This window comes from Promicromonospora sp. Populi (assembly GCF_041081105.1).
In the GTDB taxonomy this organism is placed as follows: domain Bacteria; phylum Actinomycetota; class Actinomycetes; order Actinomycetales; family Cellulomonadaceae; genus Promicromonospora.
Window position 1 is genome coordinate 982,629 of sequence record NZ_CP163528.1, and the last position, 24,354, is coordinate 1,006,982.

General features: G+C 71.4%; 19 protein-coding genes. 7 read left to right on the forward strand and 12 right to left on the reverse strand.

Annotation, left to right across the window (positions count from 1 at the left end; translation table 11 throughout):
* Window positions 1–93: 93 nt before the first annotated feature.
* Window positions 94–2,322, forward strand: a complete 2,229-nt coding sequence (locus AB1046_RS04440) for an MMPL family transporter (protein ID WP_369372735.1) — start codon at window positions 94–96, stop codon at window positions 2,320–2,322.
* A gap of 4 nt (window positions 2,323–2,326) precedes the next feature.
* Here AB1046_RS04440 and AB1046_RS04445 read toward each other — a convergent pair whose 3' ends face one another.
* A complete protein-coding gene (locus AB1046_RS04445; protein ID WP_369372737.1) occupies window positions 2,327–3,085 on the reverse strand; it encodes a MerR family transcriptional regulator in 759 nt (252 codons plus the stop codon).
* Window positions 3,086–3,143: 58 nt separating this feature from the next.
* On the opposite strand from AB1046_RS04445, the gene AB1046_RS04450 reads away from it, so the two are divergent.
* Window positions 3,144–4,361, forward strand: coding sequence for an erythromycin esterase family protein (locus AB1046_RS04450; protein WP_369372739.1), 1,218 nt, complete (start codon window positions 3,144–3,146; stop codon window positions 4,359–4,361).
* 122 nt (window positions 4,362–4,483) lie between these two features.
* Here AB1046_RS04450 and AB1046_RS04455 read toward each other — a convergent pair whose 3' ends face one another.
* Window positions 4,484–5,173, reverse strand: coding sequence for a hypothetical protein (locus AB1046_RS04455; RefSeq protein WP_369372741.1), 690 nt, complete (start codon window positions 5,171–5,173; stop codon window positions 4,484–4,486).
* A 501-nt stretch (window positions 5,174–5,674) separates the two neighbouring features.
* Between AB1046_RS04455 and AB1046_RS04460 the strand changes: the two genes are divergently transcribed.
* Genes AB1046_RS04460 through AB1046_RS04475 form a run of 4 tightly spaced genes read left to right on the forward strand, consistent with a single transcriptional unit; the run spans window position 5,675 to window position 10,330 of the window.
* Window positions 5,675–6,625, forward strand: coding sequence for a DNA-binding protein (locus AB1046_RS04460; protein ID WP_369372743.1), 951 nt, complete (start codon window positions 5,675–5,677; stop codon window positions 6,623–6,625).
* A 44-nt stretch (window positions 6,626–6,669) separates the two neighbouring features.
* Window positions 6,670–7,086, forward strand: a complete 417-nt coding sequence (locus AB1046_RS04465; protein ID WP_369372745.1) for a VOC family protein — start codon at window positions 6,670–6,672, stop codon at window positions 7,084–7,086.
* A 50-nt stretch (window positions 7,087–7,136) separates the two neighbouring features.
* The gene (locus tag AB1046_RS04470) at window positions 7,137–8,978 is read left to right on the forward strand and encodes an alpha/beta fold hydrolase (RefSeq protein ID WP_369372747.1); all 1,842 of its coding nucleotides are present in this window, start codon (window positions 7,137–7,139) and stop codon (window positions 8,976–8,978) included.
* Window positions 8,975–10,330, forward strand: coding sequence for a CehA/McbA family metallohydrolase (locus tag AB1046_RS04475; protein WP_369372749.1), 1,356 nt, complete (start codon window positions 8,975–8,977; stop codon window positions 10,328–10,330). The genes AB1046_RS04470 and AB1046_RS04475 overlap by 4 nt, the downstream gene beginning before the upstream one ends.
* Here the strand turns inward: AB1046_RS04475 and AB1046_RS04480 are convergent.
* From AB1046_RS04480 to AB1046_RS04505, 6 genes are all read right to left on the reverse strand, one after another.
* Complete coding sequence (locus AB1046_RS04480; protein WP_369372751.1) at window positions 10,320–11,723, reverse strand: MFS transporter; 1,404 nt, start codon at window positions 11,721–11,723, stop codon at window positions 10,320–10,322. The two genes, AB1046_RS04475 and AB1046_RS04480, sit on opposite strands and share 11 nt — an antisense overlap.
* 14 nt (window positions 11,724–11,737) lie before the next feature.
* Window positions 11,738–12,607, reverse strand: a complete 870-nt coding sequence (locus AB1046_RS04485) for a ChbG/HpnK family deacetylase (RefSeq protein WP_369372753.1) — start codon at window positions 12,605–12,607, stop codon at window positions 11,738–11,740.
* Window positions 12,608–12,707: 100 nt separating this feature from the next.
* Window positions 12,708–13,391 carry a hypothetical protein gene (locus AB1046_RS04490; RefSeq protein ID WP_369372755.1) on the reverse strand — a complete coding sequence of 228 codons (684 nt, stop codon included), beginning with the start codon at window positions 13,389–13,391 and terminating at the stop codon, window positions 12,708–12,710.
* A gap of 142 nt (window positions 13,392–13,533) precedes the next feature.
* Window positions 13,534–14,235, reverse strand: a complete 702-nt coding sequence (locus AB1046_RS04495; protein ID WP_369372757.1) for a hypothetical protein — start codon at window positions 14,233–14,235, stop codon at window positions 13,534–13,536.
* Between the two features lie 163 nt (window positions 14,236–14,398).
* Window positions 14,399–15,076 carry an FMN reductase gene (locus tag AB1046_RS04500; protein WP_369372759.1) on the reverse strand — a complete coding sequence of 226 codons (678 nt, stop codon included), beginning with the start codon at window positions 15,074–15,076 and terminating at the stop codon, window positions 14,399–14,401.
* Entirely contained in the window at window positions 15,073–16,239 is a 1,167-nt protein-coding gene (locus AB1046_RS04505; protein ID WP_369372761.1) for an LLM class flavin-dependent oxidoreductase, read from the reverse strand. The genes AB1046_RS04500 and AB1046_RS04505 overlap by 4 nt, the downstream gene beginning before the upstream one ends.
* Before the next feature lie 377 nt (window positions 16,240–16,616).
* On the opposite strand from AB1046_RS04505, the gene AB1046_RS04510 reads away from it, so the two are divergent.
* Window positions 16,617–16,961, forward strand: coding sequence for an RNA polymerase-binding protein RbpA (locus AB1046_RS04510; protein WP_026365682.1), 345 nt, complete (start codon window positions 16,617–16,619; stop codon window positions 16,959–16,961).
* A gap of 68 nt (window positions 16,962–17,029) precedes the next feature.
* On the opposite strand, the gene lnt is transcribed toward AB1046_RS04510, so the two are convergent.
* The 4 genes from lnt to tatC form a co-directional block, all read right to left on the reverse strand.
* Complete coding sequence (gene lnt / locus AB1046_RS04515) at window positions 17,030–18,703, reverse strand: apolipoprotein N-acyltransferase (protein ID WP_369372764.1); 1,674 nt, start codon at window positions 18,701–18,703, stop codon at window positions 17,030–17,032.
* Window positions 18,704–18,748: 45 nt separating this feature from the next.
* Window positions 18,749–20,530, reverse strand: a complete 1,782-nt coding sequence (locus AB1046_RS04520; protein WP_369372766.1) for an amidohydrolase — start codon at window positions 20,528–20,530, stop codon at window positions 18,749–18,751.
* 25 nt (window positions 20,531–20,555) lie between these two features.
* The gene (locus AB1046_RS04525; protein ID WP_369372768.1) at window positions 20,556–23,519 is read right to left on the reverse strand and encodes a DEAD/DEAH box helicase; all 2,964 of its coding nucleotides are present in this window, start codon (window positions 23,517–23,519) and stop codon (window positions 20,556–20,558) included.
* A 78-nt stretch (window positions 23,520–23,597) separates the two neighbouring features.
* The gene (gene tatC, locus AB1046_RS04530) at window positions 23,598–24,341 is read right to left on the reverse strand and encodes a twin-arginine translocase subunit TatC (RefSeq protein ID WP_369372770.1); all 744 of its coding nucleotides are present in this window, start codon (window positions 24,339–24,341) and stop codon (window positions 23,598–23,600) included.
* Window positions 24,342–24,354 lie beyond the last annotated feature (13 nt).

Consider the following 24,354-nt stretch of genomic DNA (forward strand, 5'->3'; position numbering starts at 1 on the left):
CTGCGCGCCGTGGGTGTGCACCAGTGCGTGCAAAGGCCCTGACCAGGGACGCTGCTCGGGACAGCATCGTCGTCCAACCTGGAAGGACCCGTCATGTCGAACGGGACACGATCTCTAACGGTACGCACGGCCCGGTGGTGCGCCACCCACCCCTGGCGCGCAGTGGTGGGGTGGCTGCTCCTCGTGGTCGTCTGCCTCGGCGCGGGCACCGCGGTCGGCACCAACTCGGGCACCATCGATGACTTCTGGGTCGGCGAGGCCGGGCGGGCGGAGTCGATGGCCGACTCCAGCGGGCTCATGCCCGCACCCACCGAGCAGGTCCTCATCACGGCCAACGGCAACGACCAGCTCGACGCGGCCGCCGCGGAACGCGCCGCGAACGACGTGCGACGACGGATGGAAGCACTCCCCGCCGTCACGTCCGTGGCAGAACCCGCCTGGTCCGCCGACCGGACCGCGCTGCTCGTGGACGTCACCCTCCGCGGGGACAACGAGACCGCGGAGGACGACGTCGCAGGCCTGCTCGAACAGACCGCCGCCACACAGGCCGCGCACACGGACGTGACCGTAGAGCAGACCGGTGGCGCGTCGATGTCGAACGAGGTCGACGAGTCGATGGGCCAGAACCTCCTGCGCACCGAGGCGATCAGCCTCCCGGTGACCTTCGTGATCCTCCTGGTCGTCTTCGGCACCGTGCTCGCCGCCGGCATACCCATCCTGCTGGCCCTCACCGCCTTCACGGGCGCAGTCGGCCTGTACGGCCTGGCGTCCTGGATCTTCCCCGACGCCGGCGGCGCGGCAATGAGCGTGATCTTCCTGCTCGGCATGGCCGTCGGCGTCGACTACTCGCTGTTCTACCTCAAGCGGATCCGCGAGGAACGTGCGCACGCAAGCCTCTCCGCTGCAGGCCAGATCGACCACACGGCAGCCATCGAGGCGGCCGCGGCCACGTCCGGCCGCGCAGTCCTTGGGTCCGGCATCGCCGTCGTGCTCGCCCTCGGCGGGCTCTACCTGGCCGACGACGTGATCTTCTCCTCCATCGCCACCGGGGCGATCCTGGTCACGGCGCTCGCGGTGGTCGGCTCCCTCACGGTGCTGCCCGCGCTGCTGGCCCTGCTGGGCGGGCGGATCGACCGTGGTCTGCGGGGACGCCGCCGCACTGGTGGCCGTGGCACGGAGGGCCGGGCCAGGGGCGAGAACGCGGCGTGGACCGCGGTGCTGCGTCCCGTGGTGCGCCGTCCGCTCGTCACGCTGCTCGTCAGTGTCGCCGTCACCGGTGCGTTGGCCGCGCCCGCGCTGACCATGAAGCTCGGCACCGAGGGCGCGGAGACGTTCCCCGACTCCCTCCCCACGGTGGCCACCTACGACCGCCTGACCGGCGCGTTCCCCTCTCAGGGGCCTGCGCACCTCGTGCTGGCTCGCGGGGACGACCCCGCTGCCCCGCTGCAGGCGCTCGCGGACCGGACCAGGGGTGACGAGCTCTTCGCACAGGACCAGCATCCCGAGGTCGTCGTAGCCGACGACGGCACGACGGCGCTGCTGCGGCTCCCCGTACCGTTCTCCGAGAACTCCGCCGAGGCGCAACGATCGCTGGACCGCCTCCGGGCCGAGCTCGTCCCCGAAGCGATGCAGGGGGCGGCGGCCGGCACGGAGATCGCCGTCTCCGGCGAGGTCGCACGTGGTGTGGACTATGCGGCGCACCAGGCAGAGCGGCTGCCCTGGGTCATCGTGTTCGTGTCCCTGACCACGCTCGTCATCATGTTCGTCGTGTTCCGCTCCGTCCCGCTGGCGCTGCTGGGTGTGGTGCTCAACCTTGCGACGGTGCTCGTGTCCTGGGGCGTGCTGACCCTGGTCTTCCAGGGGACCTGGGCGGAGGGTCTGCTCGGGTTCGACTCGGTGGGCTTTGTCGGCTCGCGCACGCCGCTGATGGTGGTCGCGATCCTGGTGGGGCTCTCCACGGACTACCAGATCTTCGTCGTGAGCCGGATCCGGGAGGCCGCGCGTCGTGGGCTACCCACCCGGCAGGCGGTGGTGAAGGGCATCGCCGGCTCCGCGAGCGTGGTCACCAGCGCGGCCGTCATCATGGTCTCCATCTTCGGCAGCTTCCTGTTCTTCGACCGGATCGAGATGAAGCAGATGGCCGTCGGGCTCACCGTCGCCGTGCTCTTCGACGCGATAGTCCTGCGCGCCCTCATCCTGCCGTCCGTGATCACGCTGCTGGGCGAGCGCACGTGGTGGCCGGTCAGGATGCGGCCGAGCTCGGCCCCGGTGGCGGCGCCGGGTGTGGAGGCGCCAGGCGTGGAGGCGCTTCAGCGCAGCTGACGTCTCATCCGCTGCGCTGGAGGTACGCCTCCAGCGCAGCGGCCCCGGCCAGCAGCGCCCTGCCCCGGGCGGACAGCCGGTCGTTCCAGCCGTGCAGTGTGGCCTCCAGGGGCTCGAGCCCGCCGGCCGTTCGCACCTGGGCGATCAGCGGAGCGATCTGCTCCAGCAGGTAGCCGCCGCGCCTGAGCTGGTGGGTGAGCTTGGCGTCCCGCACGTCGTCGCTGGTGTAGACCCGGTATCCGGTCTGCGGGTCGCGGCGCGGGTGCACAAGCCCCGCACGTTCCCACACCCGCAACGTCGCGGGCCGGATCCGGAGGCTCGCCGCCAGCGGGCCGATGAAGGTGTCGCTGGGTGCGGCGTCTGCCTTGGCCTGGCTGGAGCCTCGGATGCGGTTGGATCCTGGGCCACGGCCGGGTCCCAGGTCGCGGAGGGCGTTCTCCACGGCCTGGAGAGTGCGGCGGTCGTCGAGCAGCTGGGCGTGGCTCTCGTCGATCAGGCGGAACGCCTCGGCGGCCGCGCCGTCGTTCACGGCTCGCATGATCGTCGTCGCCGTCTGATGGCCGTGGCCGGGTACGAGGGCGAGAAAGGCGCGCAGCGCCCGCGCGTGCAACGGACCGTAGGTGCGGTATCCGTGCGTTGTGCGGCCCGCAGGCGGGAGGATGCCGGCCTCCTCGTAGTTCCTGATCGCCTGCGTGGACAGACCGTGCTCGCGCGCCAGGTCGATGGGCCTGAGCCGAACGCCGTCTTGAAGGTTCTGGCTCATCCACCCGCCTATGCCAGAGAGAAGTTTCAACCGAGCCTTCAACGATACCGTTGAAGGAATGGCGACAGACCTCAAGGACATCACCCAACCCGTCGACGCCGCAGCAATCATGCGGCTGCTCCCCACCCGACCCCGGCTGCTCGCCCTCGGTGAGCCCACCCACGGTGCGGAGGCCGTGCTCCAGCAACGCAACGAGCTCTTCCGGCAGCTCGTCGAGCAGGAGGGCTACCGGACGATCGTGCTGGAGAGCGACTGCCTGATGGGCCTGATCGTGGACGAGTACGTCACCTCGACCGCGGGCTCCGCCGGCCTTGAGCTGGACGACGTCTTGGCGCGCGGCTTCAGCCACCAGTGGGATGCCTACCCGGGCAACCGTGAGCTGGTGCGCTGGATGCGCGCGTTCAACGAGGGTCGGCCGGCGGCCGACCAGGTCCGCTTCGCCGGGTTCGACGGCCCGCTGGAGATCGAAGCCGCCGCGAGCCCTCGGCCGGTCCTCACCGCGCTCCACGGCTACCTCTCGGCACAGGTCGACGCAACCCTGCTCCCCTGCACCGCTGAGGTCCTCGACAGTCTGCTCGGCGCAGACGACCAGTGGACGAACCTTGCTGCGATGCTGGACCCGGCCCAGTCCGTGGGGCAGTCGGCCGAGGCCAGGGAGCTGCGCCTGCTCGCTGACGACCTGGTGACACTGCTCGACGCGCAGACGCCGCACCTGATCGCGGCTACCTCCCGGGAGGACTGGGACCGGGCCCGCCTGTACGGGCGCACCGCCACCGGCCTGTTGCGCTACCACTTCTGGATGGCGGACACCTCGCCCGGCCGCATGACGTGGCTGCTCAGCGTGCGCGACTCCATGATGGCGGCCAACCTGCTGACCCTGGCCGAACGGGGTCCGGCGCTGGTGAACGCGCACAACAGCCATCTGCAGCGCGGTCGGAGCACCATGAGCATGTGGGACCACCCGCTGCTGGAGTGGTGGGGCGCGGGATCGCTGGTCAGTGCTCACCTGGGCGAGGGCTACGCGTTCCTGGCCACCGCGCTGGGCACGATCAAGCATCAGGGCGTGGACGCACCGCCGTCGGACACGATCGAAGGACTTCTGTACGCGCTGGGAGAGGACCGGTGCGTCGTCGACGCGCCTCGCCTGGTCAAAGCCCTCGGTGACACGCGACCCGACGCTCGCGTGTCACCCTGGTTCGGCTACGCCCCGCTGGAGCCGGCGCACTTGGCCGGCAACGACGGGATCGTGTTCGTCAAGGACGTCCCGCCGAGCTGAGCGTCGCACAGCCCGACCGGTCAGACGTGGCCGTAGGCGGTGGCGCCTGGGCGGTTGCCCCCTCTGACTCGTCACGTGATCGCCACCAGGGCCGATTCACGTGACGGCCAGGTCGGATTCGGCTACCAGAGGATGATCGCCGCGCCGCTGCTGCCAGCGACGCCGCCGCCTTCGCTGCCGCCGTCGCCGTAGCCGCCGTCGCCGTAGCTGTCGCCGCCCCTGCCGGGTACGCCTTCGCCGCCGGCGCCGCCAGCGCCGCCGGCCCAGACGTGGCCGCCGCCGGTATCTCCGGTGAGGGTACTGACGACGTAGGGGGCTGGGGTCCCGCCGCCGCCTACGCCGCCGCCGTAGCCGCCGACGCCGCCTTCGCTGCCGTAGCCGCCGCCGCCGCCGTTTGCGGTGACGGTGATGCCGTTGACGGTAACGGTGGTGTCGCCACCGGCGGCTCCGGCCGCGCCGCCGCCGCCGACCTGGATGGTGACCGGGACTGTGCCAGCTGCCCCGCCGACGTTGTTGATCACGCTGCGGACGTAGCCGCCCGCTCCGCCGCCGCCGCCGATGCCGCCCGCTCCTCCTCCTCCGCCGCCCCAGAGTTCCACGAGGATCGCGCTGCCCGCCGGGACGTTGACCGTGCATGTTGCGGTGCAACGCCGCTCCGCGTTGAACGCCGGACTCAGCGCGCTGGGTCCGGTGGCGTCTGCCGGGCTCGCGCCTGTCAGGCCGCTGAGCCCGGCGGCCAGCACCGTGAGCGCGGCCAGCGCCCCGGTGGCCCTTACGAGCAGACCCCGAGTGGTACCGGTAATTGCCGTCATGGCAGCCTCCAAGCTAGACAGCGGGATACGTCTCGTTCAACTGTGGAACATTTTCACCCCCACAATTTCACAACGTGTCCAGGGCGGCGCGGGCTGCGTCTGAAATCGGCTGGAGCGAGGAGTACTTGCCCGGTGGCCATCTCGTCTGCAGCGATGTGGCGGTTCGTGTCCTTGCTCTCGGGCGGCAGGCGTGGGCGGTGCCGCCGGGTACTGCCCAGCCGAACCGCCACAGACCCATCATCCACACGCCTTTGATGCTCACCATGTGCTCTCTGTATTGCGATTTACATCAGCCAAATGTGCCCTGTAGCGCAGGTATCAGGCTGCTTGTGGACTTGATGCGCACCCGCTTCAGGAAAGCGGGTGCGTACTGTGTGGTGGGAAAGTAGGCGTAGTATTGCACTACTACTCGTACTACTACGAGTGGTTCAAAACTGTGCACTGACTGACGATCACGTGATCGAGGTGACCACGTGCTCGACGAGCTGATCGGGGAACGACGTGCGGGACAAGGAACGGGTCTTCCAAGCGGCAGAGGCGCTGACGGCAGAGGGCGTCCCGGTGACGGTGACGAACGTGCGCGAGCGCGCCGGCTGCTCGAACGCCGCCGCGACGAAGTACCTGCGGGAGTGGCGCGACACGAGGGCCGCGGAGAACGAGGCCCGGCAAGCCCTCCCCGACCTGCCGGCCGCGGTTACCGCGCTGGCCGACAGGAACATGGAGTCGCTGTGGGGTGCGGCGGTCCAGGTGGCCCGGTCCGAGCACGAGGCGGCCACCGCGGCGTCGGACGAGGCGCTGAGCGCCGTTGTCGGCGAGGCGGACGCCCTGGCCGCCCGCGTGGACGAGGCTGACGCCGAGCTCGCCCAGTTCCGCACCCTGCTGGAGACGGCACGTGCGCACGCTCGTTCCGCGGAGGAGCAGCGTGGCAAGGCCGAGCAGGGTCGGGCTGACGCCGCGGCGTCGGCGGCCCGCCTGGAGGGTGAGCTGGCTGCCGCCCAGCAGGCGCTCGGCACGCTTCGGGACGAGCTCGCGCAGGAGCGTGCCACATCGGCGGCCGCTGAGCGTGCCCGGTCCGACGCCGACGCGGCCCGTGCTCAGGCGGAGGGTGCCGCCGTGGGGCTGCGGGAGTCCTTGACCGACGTGCGCGGCGCGCTCGAGGCGGCCCGGAACGACGTCGCCCAGGCGCAGCGCGACCGTGCCACGGCAGAGACCGCGCGGGCGGCCGCCGACGTGGCGGTGGCACGGCTGGAGGGCGAGGTCTCCGCGTCCGGTAGCGCCCTGGAGTCGGCCCGGGAGCAGGCGGCGGAGGCCGAGCGCGCGAGGGTCGCCGCGATCACGACCGTGGCGCGGGCCGAGGCCGCTCAGGCGGAGGCGGAGTCCGCCCGGGCACGAGCCGAGGGACTCGCCGCGGAGCTGGAGAAGAAGTGGGCGGAGGTGCCCGACCCGCGGTGAAAGGTGTCAGCGTCGATGTCAGTGGCTGGTGCTGTGATGGCTGCATGAACCTTCGAGGATTTGCCACCATCAGCTACTGGGCCGACGACGTCGTCGCGGCGGCCGCCTGGTACACCGAGCTGCTCGGCGTCGAACCGTACTTCGAGCGCCCCGGGCCTGACGGCGTGCCCGCCTACATCGAGTTTCGCATCGGGGACCACGAGGCCGAGCTGGGTCTCGTCAGCCGTGCGTTCGCGCCGCCGGGCCTGCCCACACAGCCGGGCGGCGCGATCGTGTACTGGCATGTCGACGACCTGGAGGGCACGGTCGCGCGCTTGCTGGAGCTGGGCGCCACCGAGTACCAGCCGATCACCGTGCGCGGGGAGGGCTTTGTCACCGCCGCCGTCGTGGACCCGTTCGGGAACCTGCTCGGCGTCATGTACAACCCCCATTACCTGGAGCAGCTCGGGCAGAGCCGGTGAGTCGGCCCGTATCCGCGACAGCCGCTCCGCTCCCCCGTTAGGTTGCCATCGTGACTTCAGCACCCCTGACTTCCGCACCAGAGATCATCAACGCCCTGCTCGACCTGACCGCCTGGGCCGTCTTCGACGTCGACCCCGAGGGGCGGATCCTGGCGGGGAACGACGAGTCCGGCAGCTTGCAGCTCGTCGAGCTCTCGCCTGACGGCACCCGGACGCAGCTCACCGCGCTGCCGTCCCGCTGCACCGGGCGATACGTCCCAGGTACGCGCCGCGTGGTGGTGCAGCACGACAACGGAGGGGACGAGCAGATGCAGCTCAGCCTCCTCGACCTCGCGACGGTGTCCGCCCCCGCGACGCTCGGGGACCTCACTCCCCTGGTCCACGACCCCGCGTACAAGCACGACCTGGCCGACGTGTCTGCCGACTCGGTGGTGTTCCTGACCAACCGGCGCGACGGCATCGACTTCGACGTCGTAGTGCACGACCTGGCGACGGGCACCGAGACCACGCTGTACGACGGCGGCGGGTACCTCGCGGCCGCCATCGCCTCCCACGACCGGCGCTCCGTCGCGATCACCGTCGCCAGCAGCAAGCCCCGTTCCACACAGATACTGGTTGCGGGAGACCACACCGCTGGGAACGGCTCGACCGCGCACGCCGTCACCGCACCTGACGAGCACGCCCACCACACGCAGGTCGCCTGGGCTGCGAACGATGACACGCTCGTCATGGCTTCGGACCACGAGCGCGAGTTTGCTGCCGTCGTGCGAGTGCGTCCTGACGGCACGGTCTGGGAGACCCTCGTCGAGGCCGACGACCACGACCTCGAGGTAGTCCTCTCCCCCGACGGCACCGTGATGGTCGTGGGCCACCACCAGGACGGCGTCACCAGCCTGGCCGTGCACGAACAGGGCGGCGCCCACCGCTGCGACGTCGCGCTGCCCGACGCCGGTGTGCCCACCGTCATCTGGGCCCCCGACTCCTCACGGTTCGCCGTGCACCTCACCACCCCCGGCGACCCTGGGTCGATCCTTCTGGTCGACGCCGCTACCGGCGCCGTCACCACACTGGTCGACGGACCCGCCCAGATCCCCGCAGGCCTACCGATCTCGCTGCCCACCGTCCACCGCGTCCCCACCCCGGACGGCGAGCAGATCCCCTGCTTTGTGCACCAACCCGCACCGGGAGCCGACCCCGCCCTCGCCGGCGCATCCGTGATCGTCGTGCACGGCGGCCCCGAAGCCGAAGCGACGCGCCTGTTCTTCCCGATCGTCCAGGCACTCACCGGCGCCGGACTCACCGTGCTCGTCCCCAACGTCCGCGGCTCCGCCGGCTACGGCAAGCGCTGGGTCAGCCTGGACGACGTCGACAAGAGGCTCGACTCCGTCGCCGACCTAGCCGCCCTGCACACCTGGCTCCCCACGCTCGGCCTCGACCCGGAACGAAGCGCACTCTTCGGCGGGTCCTACGGCGGCTACATGGTCCTGGCCGGCACAACCATGCAGCCCGACCTGTGGGCCGCCGGAATCGACATCGTCGGCATGTCGTCACTCGTCACCTTCCTCGAGAACACCTCCGAGTACCGCCGCGCCGTCCGCGAACGCGAGTACGGCAGCCTCGAGCACGACCGGGACCTACTCATCAAGGCCTCGCCCATCACCTACCTCGACCAGCTCCGCGCACCACTCTTCGTGATCCACGGCGCCAACGACCCACGCGTCCCCCTGTCCGAGGCGGAGCAGATCGCCGCGGCGCTCGCGGACCGCGGCATCCGGCACGAGCTGCGGGTCTATGCGGACGAGGGTCACGGGCTGGCCAAACGAGCCAACCGGAAGGATGCCTACCCGGCCGCGATCGAGTTCCTCGCCGAAATTCTGGGGCGCTGGGCGTGACCCGCGAGGAGCGCCGCCTGCGCCTGTCGATCGACGACCAGATCGAGAACCGGTACCTCGAGGTGCCGTTCGAGATACCTCCGGGGCCCGCCGGGAAAGCCCTGGAGGTGACCCTCGAGTTCGACCGGGACGCCGCGGTGATCGACCTGGGCTGCCGCGACCCCGGACGCTGGCGCGGATGGTCGGGCGGCGCGCGGTCTCGCTTCGCGATCACGCAGGGCGCAGCCACACCGGGTTACGAGCCCGGTGAGCTCGTCACCGGCGAGTGGGCGGTGGTGCTCGGCCTGCACCGGATGCCGGCCGAGCCCATCGACGTCACGGTCACCATCGTGACCGGGGTCGACGCCGGCCCGGTCGAGGACGAACCACCGGCGCCGCCCCCGCCGTCGGACAGCGAGCACCGGACCGGGCTCGGCCGTGACCTCCCCGCGCCCGACGGGCTGACCTGGTACGCGGGCGACACGCACGCACATACCACCCACTCGGACGGGTCGCTCAGCATTGCCCAGCTGACCGCCGCAGCAGTGGGTCGCGGCCTGGACTTCCTCGCCGTGACCGACCACAACACCGTCTCCCACCACGCGCACCTGCCTGGTGTGGGCGCCGCGTACGACATCTGCCTCCTGCCCGGGCAGGAGGTGACCACGCATGCGGGGCACGCGAACGCGTTCGGCGACATCGGCTGGGTGGACTTCCGTCGCCCGGCGGCGCAGTGGCTCTCCGACGTCACCGAGCGCGGTGGGCTGTTGTCCGTCAACCATCCGATCCAGGACGACTGCGCCTGGCTGTTTCCCGTGCGGACGGGGTTCCTCGAGCTGTGGCACATCTCGTGGTTCCTCGACCTGACGGCCACGGGGGCGTGGGCCTACCTGCGCGGGTACAACGGCCTGCCTGACGGCGGTACCACCAGCGGCGGCCGGCCCGGTACCACCAGCCCGGCCGGCGGTCCTGTACTGCTGGGCGGTAGCGACTTTCACACGCCGGAGCAGGGTTTCCCGCCCGGCACGCCTACCACCTGGGTCGCCGCCGAGGACCGTACGCCCGAGGCGATCCTGGACGCGATCCGGCAGGGACGCACCGCCATCAGTAGGTTTCCCGGGCCGGGCGAGCCCGCACTGGTGCGCGTGGGCGACGACCTCGTCGCCGTGGACGCGGACGGCACGGTACTCGTGGAGGGTCTCGACCTCGGGGGAATTCCTGAGGTCGCCGGAGGTCAAGGTCGCGCGGACCGGCCGGGGAACGGCCGACGACGCCGGGTGCGCGGCGACCGGGTGACGTTCTCCGCGCCACCCGAGCACGGCCCCTACCGGCTGGAGGCCGCGGACCGTACCCTGCTCGCGATCAGCGCGTGACGGGCGCCGAGTCTGGTCCGGCGTCGGGCTCGACGTTCGGTCCAGCAGCGTTCGGTCCAGCAGCCGGACCGTAGGGCGAGTCCGCCGCCTCCGGCGCCGCCGGCAGGCGGATGAAGCGGGAGACCGTTGTGCCGATCACGAGCAGCGCGAACGGGTACACGCTCAGGTAGACGCGGAACGCCTGCCCCGGGTCGGGACCGGGGTCGGCGCCCGAACGGTAGCCGAACCACAGGGCCAGCGACGTCAGCGCCCCCGCCGTCACCAGGCCGTTGAGCCGGCCCAGCACGCCGAACGCCGCCAGGAACAGCCCGCTGCGGTGCGTGCCGTGGCGTGCGGCGTCGGCGTCCAGCACACGGGCGATGACCAGGTCGTTCGTGGCGAGCACGCCCGAGTAGCCGACCGCCACGGAGAGCCCGGCGAGGATCCCGGTGAGCAGGTCGGTCGCGAAGTACATCGGCACGAACCCCACGGCCGCGACCGGCAGTGCGAGCCGCCACGTCCACGCGGCGCCCTTGCGGCGCACGACTGCCGCCCACACGCTGAGCATCCCGATCGCGACGGCGATCACGACCAGCTGCAGGATGCTCGCGTCCAGCGCCGAGCCGTTCAGCGTGTGGTCCACGTACAGCTGGAGACCGCCCAGCACCAGGGCCATAGCGGACCCGTAGCAGGCGTTGACGACCCCGACCGTCCAGAACTGCGACGTCGACAGGATCTGCCCTACCGACCGGAAGAACTGTGGCCGGGGCTCCGCGTCGAGCGCCGGGTCCTCCCGCACGCCGAAGGCGGTCCAGAGGATGACGGCGGCGGCCACCACCCCGAAGATCACCGCGAGGCGCCCGTAGCCCACCGTGGAACCCTCGGTACCGAGCACGTTGCGCGCCAGGACAGGCGTCAGCGCGAGCGCGATGACCAGGGCCACGAGCTGGGCGCCCTGCCGCACCGCGTTCGCCGTCGCGCGGCGTCGCTCCTGGGTGAACAGCTCGGGCAGCAGCGCGCCGTAGCTGGCGTTGATCAGGGAGTCGGCCATCTCGGTGGTGATCGCGAAGACGGCGAACCACACCGCGAGCCCGACGGCGGAGTCCGCGACGGGCCCCGGCACGGAGAACAGGGCGATCGTCGTGGCGGCCAGCACCAGAGCGCCGGTCACCAGGTACGGCCGGCGGCGCCCCCACCGCGACCGTGTCCGGTCCGACAGGTGCCCGAACAGCGGGTTGTCCAGGGCGTCGAGCACCCCGTACACCGCGTACACGGTCGCGTAGACGACGGCGTCCAGACCGAGCAGCTCGACGTACACGTAGAGCATCGAGCCCTTGACGAGGTTGATCGGCAGCGACGTGCCGAACATGCCGACGCCGTAGCGCACCGGCGAGGTCCCGCGTTCGGCGTCCACGTCGGCGAGCCTACTCACCACCTGCCGACGAGGTCGATGCCCTGCCGCTCGATCTCCCGGATGAAGTCCGGGTCGCCCAGCAGGCGCAGCTCCCACGTCCGCTTCTGCCACCAGCCGGCCGACGTCGCGCGCAGGCGCGCCGTGTCCGGGGACGGGTGCAGGAAGATCTCGCTCGTCCCCTCCGGCAGCCGCTCCAGCAGCCGCAGGTAGTGGTCACGCAGCGTCGGGTAGTCGCGTGCCTCGAGGTCGCCGCCGCGGTGCGTGCCGATCACCCGGGGCAGTGGCACGCCGGCGGCGTCCGCCGCTGCTACTGCCATCGCGTGCCGTGCCCGGACGCCGGGCTCGGTGAGCACCGGGTCGTCGTCGCCGTACAGCTCCAGGCCGCGGGGCAGGCGGAGCGCGAGCCCGAGCCGCGCGCACAGGCCGATCGCCTCGCCGAGGTAGGAGCGGCCTCGCAGCCCGTACAGCGTGCCCTGGTGGGAGTCCAGGCGGTCCGGCGCAGGCAAGCCGACGGCGGCCGTGGCCTGGCTCAGCGCCGTGACCTGGGCGATGATCCGGTCGACGACGTCGTCGAAGCCGCCATCCGGTTCGGGCACCGGCAGGACGACGTGCACTCCCGGTGCCACGTCGGGCGCGGCTTTGGCGATGAGCTCGACGGCGCGAGCCGCACCACCGGCCGCCGGTGCGCCGGGCTCTCCCGGGCTGGGCCCGACGTCGTCGACGCGCCTGCCGTGGTGGCCGCGCCCGGCCTGGTCTGCCGGATCCGCGGCCGTGATCACGCCTACGGCCGTCAGCGGTGAGCCGGCCAGGAGTGCGGCGATCTCACGGTCCGCGTCGGGGTCGAGCCCGGCGTCGTCTGCGGTGAGGACGAGGCTGCGCGTCATCTGCCCAGTCTGGCCCCAACAGCGGGCCCGACCCACGACCCACGCTGAGGACTGACGACCAGCCCGGTTCAGCTCGCCGGTTCAGTTCAGTCGATTCGGCCTAGCCGACTGTGTGGGCCGATTCTGTGTGGGCCGAGTCATGCCAGGCCGAGTAGTGCCACGCCGCGTCGGTGCCACCGGTGTTGGTGGCCGTCGCGTGTGTGCCGGTCGATCGTGTGCCGGTCGCGTCGGTCTGGCCGATCGCGCTCGTGCTGAGCGCTCCCCCGACCTCGCCGAGCTCTACCTCGAGCTCCCAGGGGGTGGTCAGGTGCGGGATGGCCGGGGAGACGCAGGCCGCCACTGCCGTGTGCAGCGTCAGGGTGGCACCCAGGCCGTCCGCTCGCCAGACGCCCGGGCCGACGACCGTGAACTCACCCGCGGCGGTGCGGTGCAGGACCACTACGTACTGCTGACCGTCCTGCAGGACCTCGGGCAGGCCGTCACCCGGCGGTGCCGCCGCTGAACCCACCTGGGTGACTGCGAGGCCGGCGTCCTTCGAGAGTGCGCCCAGCAGCACCTTGCGCACCTGGAGCTCGGTGCGGGTGTACGGCACCCGGTCGACGACGTCGACGTCCGACGCGCCCGCCTGCACCAGGGCGACGACGTCGGCGTCGGCGACCAGCTGTTCGACCGTCTCGTACTTCTCCGGGGCGGTGAAATTAGCCGTGCTGGCGCCGCTGGCGCAGCCGCTGAGGAGCCCGGCTACGACAAGTGTGCCGAGCGCTGTCCCCACGTGCCGTTGCATTAACCGGTCTCGCCTCTGTCGTTCTGGTCTCGTGCAACGAATGCTCCTCCGTTGCGCGACGGCAGGACAAGGGCAGAACGGGGCTAACCCGACCAGATGGGGCGACTACTTTGCCACGATGCGAAAACCTGGGGGCTACTCCTCAGGCGGCGTGTGCTTTACCGATCGCGCGCACCAGACCCGTGGTGGAGATGGAGCCCTTGCGGTAGCGCTCCACCGCGGCAACAAGCGCTTCGCTGACGTCGCGCGGCACGCGTGAGGACCGCGTCACGGGGTGCCAGATCTCCCGCTCGAAGACGGCGGTCCGCCGGGCGGGGCCGCGGAACAGCCTGCCGGCGAGGGGCGGCGGTGGCGGGACTGGGCCCGGCCCCGCGCCGGGTACGGGATGTGGCGCAGGGCCGGGCCCAGCGGCGGGTGCGTCGAGGACCCCGGAAACGATCGTCACCTGCGGGCCTGGTGCCTGCGGGACCGGGGGTTGCGGGACGGGCGGGAGCGGTACCGGAGCCTGGGTGGCGGGCGCCTGCGGCACGGGGAGCTCGACGCCCGGAACGTGTACGGCCGGAGCCGGTGTGGTCGGAACATCTGCGAGCCGCGATGCGCGGTAGCGGGCGCCGGGGTTCCAGCGCAGGGTCGGCACGCTCGGCTTGGCCGATCGCACGCCGGTGCTCGCCCGGCGGGGCGCGGGCGCCTCCGGCGCCTCAGCCTCCTCGGCGTGTGCCTTCCGCAGCGCGGCGACGATTCGAGCGACCCGCTCGGGGTCGGCGCTCAGGTAGTGCGCGTTCGCGCCCTCCGGGCTGTCAGCGTTCGGACCGTCTGGGGCCTGCTGTTCTGTGCCGTCCGCCATGACCGCGCTCCCTCGCCCTCGTCCCGGCCGCGACCGGCGACCGTTGTCCCATATGTTCCCCGCGATGACCTGGCCGTGCAAGCCCCAGGCATGGTGCACCTACCGGGATCACCTGGAAAGCATCGTGAACTTCCCAGGTGCGCAGGTCAGGAGGTGCGCGGCCTCACTCTCCGCCCAGCATGTCCAGGAAGCTCGGGGTGCCGGCGAACGGGTCGGCGGGCTTGGCGTGCGGGGCGCGTCCGGAGACGACGTCGGCGAGGGATCGGCCGGCCCGCTCGATGCGCTGGGGCAGGGACGGCAGAGCGAGCTGGGCGGAGCTGCCCCCGTCGTTGTGCCCGTCGTCGTCTCCGGCCTGTGCCCAGTCGTCGGTTGCCGCGAAGACCGACGTCGTGACGACGTCGGCGCGCAGGTAGGTGAACAGGGGCCGCATCGAGTACTCGAGTGCGAGCGAGTGGCGCGGCGTACCGCCGGTCGCGCCGAGCAGCACGGGAGTGCCGGTCAGGGCTTCCTTGTCGAGGATGTCGACGAACGACTTGAACAGCCCCGAGTAGGTGGTGGTGAACAGCGGGGTGACGGCGATGACGCCGTCGGCCCGCGTGATCGTCTCGATGGCGCGCGCGAGGTCGCCCGTGGGGAACCCGGTGAGCATGGCGTCGATGATCGCGTGACCGTGGTCGCGCAGCTCGATCATCTCGATCGTCACGTCGTGGCCGAGAGCCTTGAGCTCGCGTGCCGTCGCGTCGGCGAGGCGGTCGGCCAGCAGCCGGGTCGACGACGGCTGGCCCAGGCCCGCGTGCACGACGGCGATGGTGCGGGCGGTGTTCCCGACGGATTCGGTCACGACAGGACCTCTTCTACCTCTTCGGCCCGCTTGCCGGTGTACTCGTCGCCGCCGTCGCCCACATGCGTGGCTCCGGCCTCGCCCTTGGCCCGCGCGGCGGCTACCCGCTCGGCGTGCGTGGGCGGGTTGGCAGGCACGTCGTCGGGCCGCTTGGCGTCGGCGATCTTGCGCAGCTCCGGCACGACGTCGGAGGCCAGCAGGTCGATCTGCTCCAGCACCGTCTTCAGCGGCAGGCCCGCGTGGTCGGTGAGGAACAGCTGGCGCTGGTAGTAGCCGACGTCGTCGATGAAGGACCCGTACCGGTCGATGACCTGCTGCGGGGAGCCCACGGTCAGCGGTGTGTCGCGCGTGAAGTCCTCCATGGTGGGGCCGTGGCCGTAGACGGGCGCGTTGTCGAAGTACGGGCGGAACTCGTTCCAGGCGTCCTGGCTGTTCTTGCGGACGAAGGCCTGGCCACCGAGACCGACGATCGCCTGGTCGGCCCGGCCGTGGCCGTAGTGCTCGAACCGCCCGCGGTAGAACTGCACCATCTGCTTGGTGTGGCTGATCGGCCAGAAGATGTTGTTGTGCAGGAACCCGTCGCCGTAGTAAGCGGCCTGCTCGGCGATCTCGGGGCTGCGGATCGAGCCGTGCCACACGAACGGCGGCACGCCGTCCAGCGGGCGCGGGGTGGAGGTGAAGCCCTGCAGCGGGGTGCGGAACTTGCCCTCCCAGTCCACGACGTCCTCGGTCCAGAGCCGGCGCACGAGCGCGTAGTTCTCGATGGCGAGCGGGATGCCCTGGCGGATGTCCTGCCCGAACCAGGGGTAGACGGGACCGGTGTTGCCGCGGCCCATCATGAGGTCCATCCGGCCGTCCGAGATGACCTGGAGCATCGCGTACTCCTCGGCGATACGGACCGGGTCGTTGGTCGTGATCAGTGTCGTGGCCGTCGACAGGGTGATGTTCTTGGTGACGCCGGCCAGGTAGCCGAGCATCGTCGTCGGGCTGGAAGCGACGAACGGCGGGTTGTGGTGCTCGCCGGTGGCGAACACGTCGAGGCCTGCCTCGTCCGCGTGCTTGGCGATGGTGAGCATCGAGCGGACGCGCTCGGTGTCGTCCGGGGTGTGCCCCGTCGTCGGGTCCGTCGTCACGTCGCTGACACTGAAGATCCCGAACTGCATGGTGTTCCGCTCCCTAGGTTGCTACCTGCTCAGCACTGCTGACTTCTACATGCAGATGCATGCATGTCGGCCTCAACCCGCTGCCGGTGTCGATTGTTCCCGCTGCCCGGTTCCCACCAGCCCACCAGCCGTTACGCACGTGAGATCGCGCACATCAGCGCCCAGTTTGCCCGGAGTGCGCTTGCGAGCGCACCTCCGGCGCGTAGCCTGATCAGACGGCTGGACAACCGACGGCCGGAAAATGCGCTGGAACGTCAGAACCTGAAACGTCAGAATCTGGAACGCCAGTACATGGGCTGGAACATCACAGAGGGTCCCTGCGTTGGCACTACGGACCTTTTTCCGCCACCAATCCCGACAACCCTCTGGAGGACATCGTGCCCGACCGGTCCCTGCGCGGTATGAGCATCGGTAGTAAGAGCATGGAGTCCGACGAGGGCGTGGACTTCGCCCCTCGGTTCCAGGCCTACTACGACTGCCCCAACGGCCACACCATCATCCTGCCCTTTGCCACCGATGCCGACGTGCCCCCGATCTGGGAATGCCGTTGCGGCGAGGAGGCGCTCCTGCGCGACGCCGAGAAGCCGGAGCCCAAGGCGACCAAGCCGCAGCGCACCCACTGGGACATGCTGCTGGAGCGCCGCACGGTGAAGGAGCTCGAAGACCTGCTCGACGAGCGCCTCGAGCTGCTGCGCGCCGGCAAGCTGCGCCGCTCCGCCTGACAGCTCAGCAGCAGCAAGCACCACAACGACCGTCGGTCCTGGCCACAAGGCCAGGACCGACGGTCGATTCACATCTGCTCATGGATCCCGGCCAGCCGCGCCCGCCGTCGGGCACCGACCCCGCCCACGACACCCGCCACCACCAGGACGACGGCGAGCCCACCGACCACCCAGCCCGGCCAGTACCCGGCCGCCACAGCCGGCGTGATCGAGGACCGCAACGGCAGCTGCGTCACGAACTGGTCGGCCTCGAACAGGCCCGTCTGCCGCACCACCGTGCCGTCCGGCGTGATCACCCCCGAAACACCCACCGTCGAGATCTGCACCGTCGCCCGCCCCGTCGTGATCGCCTGCATCCGCGACATCGCCAGCTGCTGCGTCGACTCCGCCGTGAACCCGAACGACGCATTGTTCGTCGGGATCACCAGCACCTGCGCCCCCTCAAGGACCGCGTCCCGGATGATCTCGTCGTACGCCACCTCGAAACAGATGATCGTGCCCAACCGGTAGTCCCCCTGACCCAGCCGACTCGGCACATCCACGTACGGCGGGTTCACCCCCGCGATCATGTCCGTCTGCACCCGGTCCACCTGGTCCGAGAACACCCGCAGGATCGACCGCATCGGCATGTACTCACCGAACGGCGCCGGATGCTGCTTCGCATACCGCCCGATCACACCACTGCCCGCCTGCCACAGCAGCGACACGTTGTACCGCCCACCACTGCCCGGGAACTCCTGCGCCCCCACCAGGATCGGCGCCCCCACCGCCGTCGACGCCGCATCCAGCCCCCGCGCAACATCAGGCGCCGTCTGCGGGTCCAGATCGCTGCCGTTCTCCGGCCACAGCACCACGTCGAGCTCACCCGCATAGTCCTCGGCCAGCACGTACGTACCCTCCAGGTGGTTGTTCAGCACCTCCGCCCGGTTCGCGAACGCACCCAGACCCGGCTCCCCCACATTGCCCTGCACCGCACCCGCCCACAGCGTGCCGTCCTGGGCCAAGTCACTCCCGGCGTCGTACACCTCGCCACCCTCCGGCGTCTCGACACTCCCGGCGCTCGCGGAGGTGGGCAGGGGCAGCACGAGCGGTACGACGGCGATCGCGACGCCCAGCGTGAGGGCGCCGGCGGCGCGGCCCACCGCGTGCGGGGCGCCGTCGCCCTGCTGAGTGCGGTGCCGTGCCGCCCGGACCAGGCCGGCCACGGTCAGGGCGAGCAGCACGCCCGCGAAGGCGACCAGCAGGCTCACCAGGACGGTGCCGCCGAGCCAGGCGGCGCGCCCGGTCGGGGCGTCGACCATGGTCCACGCGAGGCGGCCCCAGGGGAACCCGCCGAACGGGACCTCGGCGCGCCACTGCTCCACGGCTACGAACAGCACGGCGAACGCCGCGGCGAGCCGCCAGCCGCGGCGGCGCAGGAACCGGGTGCGCCGCACCCAGGTCCACAGGGCACCGAACCCGGCCAGGAACAGCGCCTCCACGACCGACATCGCGATCCACGGCGCGGTGGCGGTCGACTCGTGTGCCCACCACAGGTGGGGCAGGAAGAACGCGAGGCCGAACAGGAGGCCGATCAGGAAGTTCCACCAGGCGTTGTCCCGGCCGAGCGACCAGTACAGGGCGGCGACGGCGACGAACGCGGCGGGCCACACTGCGGCGTCCGGGAACGCGGCCCAGAGGACGAGGCCACCGGCTACCGCGAGGAACAGGGTCAGCAGCCGGGACGGCTCAGGCAGGCGCACGTTCGCAGCCTACCGGCGCCTGGTCGGCCCCCTGCGCCAGCGGGGTTAGAACGTGTCGTGGAGGATGACGCCGTCGCGCATCGTGTGGAGGCATTCCGGCTCGACGGCGTCGGGTGAGAGGTCGGGCAGCAGGGGCGTTCCCGCGCGGGCTTCCTCGCTCCAGGAGCTGAGCCTGCCGGGTGCGGCCTGCACGCCGAGGTGCTCGGCCCGCCAGACGGCGAGGTGTGCGGGCGCGCCGACGCTGAGCTGTCCGGCGCCGGTGTGGTCGAGCCCGGCCAGGCGCCAGCCGCCGCGGGTGTGCGCGCGGAAGGCCGCGCCGGCGGAGATGCGCTGGTCGGGGTCTTCGTGGCTGGTGGCGGCGCGCACGCCCTGCCAGGGGTCGACGGCGGTGACGGGCGTGTCGGAGCCGAACGCGAGCGGCACACCGGCCTGCGCGAGGTCGGCGAAGGGCATGAGGGAGCCGGCGCGGCTCGGGCCGAGCCGGGTGGCGTACACACCCTTGCTCCCGCCGAAGGCCGACTCGAACGCGGGCTGCATCGACAGGCCGACGCCGTGCAGCAGGAGCGCGGCCAGGGTGTTCGCGTCCACGAAGAGCCCGTGCTCGACGCGGTGGTGCGCGGCACGCAGGGCGCTCTGCCCGCTCATCTGCGCCGCGAGGTGGAGGCCGAGCACCAGGGTGTCCATGGCCCGGTCGCCGATGACGTGGAACGCGGACCGGGTCCCGGCCTCCTGCACTGCCGTGAGGTGGTTGGCGATCTGCTCGGCCGAGAGGTAGAGGTTGCCGGTCCACGGGGTGCCGTCGGCGTTGGTCAGGGCGCCGGTGAAGTGCCCGGAGGACGGGTCGAGCGGCAGGTCGGAGTAAGGGCTGCGCAGTGCGGCGGTGCGGGAGCCGATCGAGCCGTCGACGTTGAGGTCGCCGCCGATCCCGGTGAGGAATGGCAGCTCGGCGAGCAGGGCGCGCGCCTCGTCGGGGGTCTGGCACAGTTCCCCGCGGTAGGCGACGAGGTGCGGCAGGGCGGGTGCGCCCGGGTCGGACCCGGCCTCGGGCGTCAGGGGGCCTGCGGTCATCGCGTACAGCTCGGCGAGGCCGGCGCGGGTGTCGAGGTGCTGACCGTTCATCTCGTGCACGGACACGATGCCGCGGGCGGCCCAGGCGGCCAGCGTCTCGCGGTAGATCCGGGTGCGGCGTTCGGGTGAGAGTGCGTGGGCGACGTCGCGCACGATGTGGTGCAGGCCGGCCGTGACCAGGCCCGTGTCGGCCGGTGCGTCGGACCAGCCGGACCCGGACAGGCGGGTGCCGGTCCAGGCGGGGTCGCGCTCGATGCCGGCGCGGACGGCCAGCGCGGTGGAGATCACCGCGGAGTGCACGTCGATCCGGGCCGCGTAGACGGGGCGGCCGCCGCAGGCGTCGTCGAGCTCCTGGCGGGTGAAGGCGCGCTGCTCGGGCCAGGCCTGCTCGTCCCAGCCGAAGGCGAGCAGCACCTGGTCGCCTTGCGCGTCGGCGGCGGCCAGGCGGCGGGCGCCGGTGTGCAGGGCGGCCAGTGCGTCGGCGAGGGAGTGCACACCGCCGGCGGGTGTGAGGTCCACGGAGTCGTTCGACAGGCCGGACTCCAGCACGTGGGCGTGCGCGTCGACGAACCCGGGGGTGACCAGCGCACCGTCCAGGTCGATCACGCGGTCGGCGCGTGCGGCGAGCCCCGCGGCGGTGTCGTCGGCACCGAGCCAGGCCACCACGCCGTCGTCGACGAGGATCGCCTCGGCGAAGGGGTCGGCGGCGGAGTGGATGACCCCGTTGCGGTACAGGATGGATCGGACAGGCTGGCTCACGGGGGAACTGTATGTGATCCGAGCGTCAGAGGCTGGAGTACGCCACGACTCCGCGCAGGACCGCGTCCTGCGCCTTGCGGGCGGTCGAGCGCAGCTTCTCGGACGGCGCGGCGCCGCCGAGCTGGTCCAGGACGTCGATGACCTGCTTGCACCACCGCACGAAGTCACCCGCGGCCAGGTCAGAGCCGCGCAGCACGCTGTCCAGGCCCTTGCCGGACGCCCACCGGTACATCGCGCCGACCAGGCCCAGGTCGAGCGCCCCGGTGGCCTCGATGCCGTGCGCTTCCTCGAGGTCGTCGACCTCGGACCACACGCGCTGCGTGGCGTCCAGGACGACTCCGAGGCGCCCGGTCGGGCCGCCGGGGATGTACGGGTCGGGGGCGTCGTCGCGCCGCCCCTGGTAGACGACGGTGGAGACGACGGCGGCCAGCCCCGCCGGGTCGAGCCCGTCCCACACGCCGCGGCGCAGGCACTCGGCCAGCAGGAGGTCGTTCTCGGCGTAGAGGCGGCGCAGCCAGCGGCCGTCGTCGGTGACGCGGATGCGTTGGTCAGCGGTGCGTTGGTCTGAGGTGCGCTGGAGGTAGCCGAGGGTCAGCAGCACGTCGAGGGTGCGGTCGAAGGTGCGGGCGATGGAGCCGGTGCGTCCTTCGACGCGGCGGACGAGCTGGTCGTGCTCGCGCTTGAGCTTGTTCCAGCGCTCCGCCCAGCGGGCGTGGTCGTCGCGTTCGGCGCAGGCGTGGCAGGGATGTGCCTTGAGGGCCTTGCGCAGGCGGGCGAGCTCGGCGTCGGTGGCGGCGTCCGTGCGGCGTCCAGTGGGGGCGGTGCCGCCGCGGGCGGCTCGGCTCGCGGCGCTGGTCACGGGGCTGCTCGTGGAGTGCGCCGAGGGGACGTCGTCGGCCAGGACGCCTAGGGCGTTGCGCATGCTGGAGACGAGGTCGCGGCGTGCGTCGGGCTTGCGGGGGTTGAACGCCTTGGGGATCTTGACGGTGGTGACGGTCTCCAGCCCGTCGGGCGCGTCGGCGAGGGTGAGCTTCTTGACCTGGCGTTCCTGGGTCAGGACCGTGGGGCGGGGTCCGTCGAAGCCGCCGGGCTCGCCGGGGTCGAGCACGAGGACGTACCCGCGCCGCCGCCCGGACGGCACCTCGACGACGTCGCCGCGGCGCAGCTGTTCCAGGGAGGCGACGACCTCGGCGCGGCGGGCGCCGGACACCGCGCGGGAGAGCTCTTTCTCGCGGTCCTTGATGGCGCGGCGCAGGTCCATGTACTCGCCGAAGTCGCCTTCGGTGCAGCTCATGGCCTTGGCGTACCCGTCGAGGGCCTCGGCGTGTGCCTGGGCCTGCTTGGCGAGGCCGACGACGCCGCGGTCGGCCTGGAACTGCGCGAACGACGTCTCCAGGACCTCGCGGGCGCGGTCGCGGCCGACCTGGGCGACGAGGTTGACGGCCATGTTGTAGGTGGGCCGGAAGCTGGACTTGAGCGGGTACAGGCGCTTGGACGCGAGGCCGGCCAGCGCCACCGGGTCCAGGGCGGGGTGGTCGACGACGACGGCGTGGCCCTCGACGTCGATGCCGCGGCGCCCGGCGCGGCCGGTGAGCTGGGTGTACTCCCCGGGCGTGACCGGGACGTGGCTGGAGCCGTCCCACTTGACGAGCTTGTCCAGGACCACGGACCGGGCGGGCATGTTGATGCCGAGCGCGAGGGTCTCGGTGGCGAACACGACCTTGACCAGGCCGCGCGAGAACAGCTCCTCGACGGTCTCCTTGAACACGGGCAGCATGCCGGCGTGGTGGGCGGCGATGCCTCGGGCCAGGGCCTGTGACCAGGCCCAGTAGCCGAGCACTTCGAGGTCCTCGGGCGGCAGCGCGGTGGTGCGTGCCTCGACGATGGCGCGGATCGTGGCTTCCTCCTGCGGGCTGGTCAGGCGCAGCCCGGCCTTGAGGCACTGGTCGACGGCGGCTTCGCAGCCCGCGCGGGAGAACACGAAGTAGATCGCGGGCAGCAGGGCGTCCGCGTTGAGGGCGTCGATGACGATGAATCGCGGCGGGGTGCGTCGGCTCGGCCCGATGCCACCGCCCCCGCCGGGGCCGTCGCTGGTGCGGCGGCCGTTTCCGCCGCGGTACCCGCGGTCGCCTCGTCCGCGTCCGCGGGCGCCGCCGCGGCCCCGGTGGCCGGGGCCGCCGTGGTCGCCGGGGCGGTTGCCGCCTCGTCCGGACCGGAACGCGGCGGACAGGTCGGGGTTGATGGGCGGGCTGGTGCCGGGGTCGGTCGGGTCGACGTGCCCGTCGTACAGGTCCAGGAGGCGGGGCTTGCCGCGCGGCTCCGGGGAGGACATGAGGACGTGCTGCCACAGGGGTACGGGCCGGCGTTCGGAGACGACGACGGCGGTGTCGCCGCGCACCATCTCGAGCCAGTCGCCGAACTCCTCGGCGTTGGACACCGTCGCGCTCAGGGAGACGAGCTGCACGTCGTCGGAGAGGTGGATGATGACCTCTTCCCAGACGGGGCCGCGGAAGCGGTCGGCGAGGTAGTGCACCTCGTCCATGACCACGTAGGCGAGCCCGTCCAGGGTGGACGACCCGGCGTAGAGCATGTTGCGCAGCACCTCGGTGGTCATGACCACCACTGGTGCGTCGCCGTTGATCGTGGAGTCGCCCGTGAGCAGGCCGACGTTCTCAGGCCCGTGCCGGCGTACGAGGTCGGCGTACTTCTGGTTGGACAGGGCCTTGATCGGCGTCGTGTAGAACGCCTTGCGGCCGGACGCGAGGGCCAGGTGGACGGCGAACTCGCCCACCACGGTCTTGCCTGCCCCGGTAGGGGCCGCCACGAGCACGGCGCGGCCCTGTTCGAGGGCCTCGCAGGCCTGCACCTGGAACTCGTCGAGCTGGAACCCGACGACGTCCCGGAAGCGGGCCAGCTCGGGGTGCTGGGCCGCTGAACGGCTCTGTGACCGGTATGCCGTGTACCGCTCGGCGGGGCTCAGGTCGCTCATGGGGCACAGCCTACGGTCAGTGTGTGACAGGCCCGCGCGACAACCGGAATGTGACAGCCGGCTATCGCGTGGGCCCTGTCAGACCTCCGCGTCCGCGAGGAGCCGGCGCTCGACGCTCCTGTCGTGCAGCACCGACACACCGACGGCGCCGAAGTAGAGCACGCAGATCGGCAGCGCGACGAGGATCATCGTCAGGGCGTCCGGCGTGGGCGTGATGATCGCGGCGAACGTGAACGCGACGAGGATGGCCCACCGCCACCCGCCCAGGAGTGCTTTGCCCGACATCAGGCCCGCGAAGTTGAGGCCCACCAGCACCACCGGGGACAGGAACGCGAGCCCGAACGCGATGAGCAGTCGCATCACCAGGGACAGGTACTCCTGGGCGTTGGTGAACGCTGTCGCGTTGTCCGGCAGGAACCCGGACAGGAGCTGGATCGCGTGCGGGAACACGAGCCACGCCATGTAGGCCCCGCCGAGGAACAGCGGGAACGCTGCGCCGACGAACCCGTACGCGTACTTCTTCTCGTGTCTGTTCAGGCCCGGCGTGATGAACGCCCACACCTGGTACAGCCACCAGGGGCAGGTGATGAACACCGCGAGGAACAGGGACGACTTGATCTTCAGGTCCAGTGCCGCCATCGGCCCGGCGAAGTTCAGGGTCATCTCGTTGCCCCGCAACTCCTCGGCGACCACCAGCGGTCGCTGGAGCAGGACCAGCAGCGGGTCGTAGAGCAGCCATCCGACGACGGCGCCGACCACGAGGCCGACCGCTATCAGGACGAATCTCTTGCGCAGCTCGAGGAGATGCTCGAGCAGAGGCATGCGGCCGTCGGAC

Excerpts from the sequence above, each read along its gene's own strand:
- AB1046_RS04525 (WP_369372768.1), bottom strand. The coding sequence starts at position 23,519 with ATGAGCGACCTGAGCCCCGCCGAGCGGTACACGGCATACCGGTCACAG.
- AB1046_RS04505 (WP_369372761.1), bottom strand. The coding sequence starts at position 16,239 with ATGCAGTTCGGGATCTTCAGTGTCAGCGACGTGACGACGGACCCGACG.
- AB1046_RS04455 (WP_369372741.1), bottom strand. The coding sequence starts at position 5,173 with ATGACGGCAATTACCGGTACCACTCGGGGTCTGCTCGTAAGGGCCACC.
- AB1046_RS04465 (WP_369372745.1), top strand. The coding sequence starts at position 6,670 with ATGAACCTTCGAGGATTTGCCACCATCAGCTACTGGGCCGACGACGTC.
- AB1046_RS04485 (WP_369372753.1), bottom strand. The coding sequence starts at position 12,607 with ATGACGCGCAGCCTCGTCCTCACCGCAGACGACGCCGGGCTCGACCCC.
- AB1046_RS04445 (WP_369372737.1), bottom strand. The coding sequence starts at position 3,085 with ATGAGCCAGAACCTTCAAGACGGCGTTCGGCTCAGGCCCATCGACCTG.
- tatC (WP_369372770.1), bottom strand. The coding sequence starts at position 24,341 with ATGCCTCTGCTCGAGCATCTCCTCGAGCTGCGCAAGAGATTCGTCCTG.
- AB1046_RS04450 (WP_369372739.1), top strand. The coding sequence starts at position 3,144 with ATGGCGACAGACCTCAAGGACATCACCCAACCCGTCGACGCCGCAGCA.
- AB1046_RS04495 (WP_369372757.1), bottom strand. The coding sequence starts at position 14,235 with ATGGCGGACGGCACAGAACAGCAGGCCCCAGACGGTCCGAACGCTGAC.
- AB1046_RS04490 (WP_369372755.1), bottom strand. The coding sequence starts at position 13,391 with ATGCAACGGCACGTGGGGACAGCGCTCGGCACACTTGTCGTAGCCGGG.
- AB1046_RS04440 (WP_369372735.1), top strand. The coding sequence starts at position 94 with ATGTCGAACGGGACACGATCTCTAACGGTACGCACGGCCCGGTGGTGC.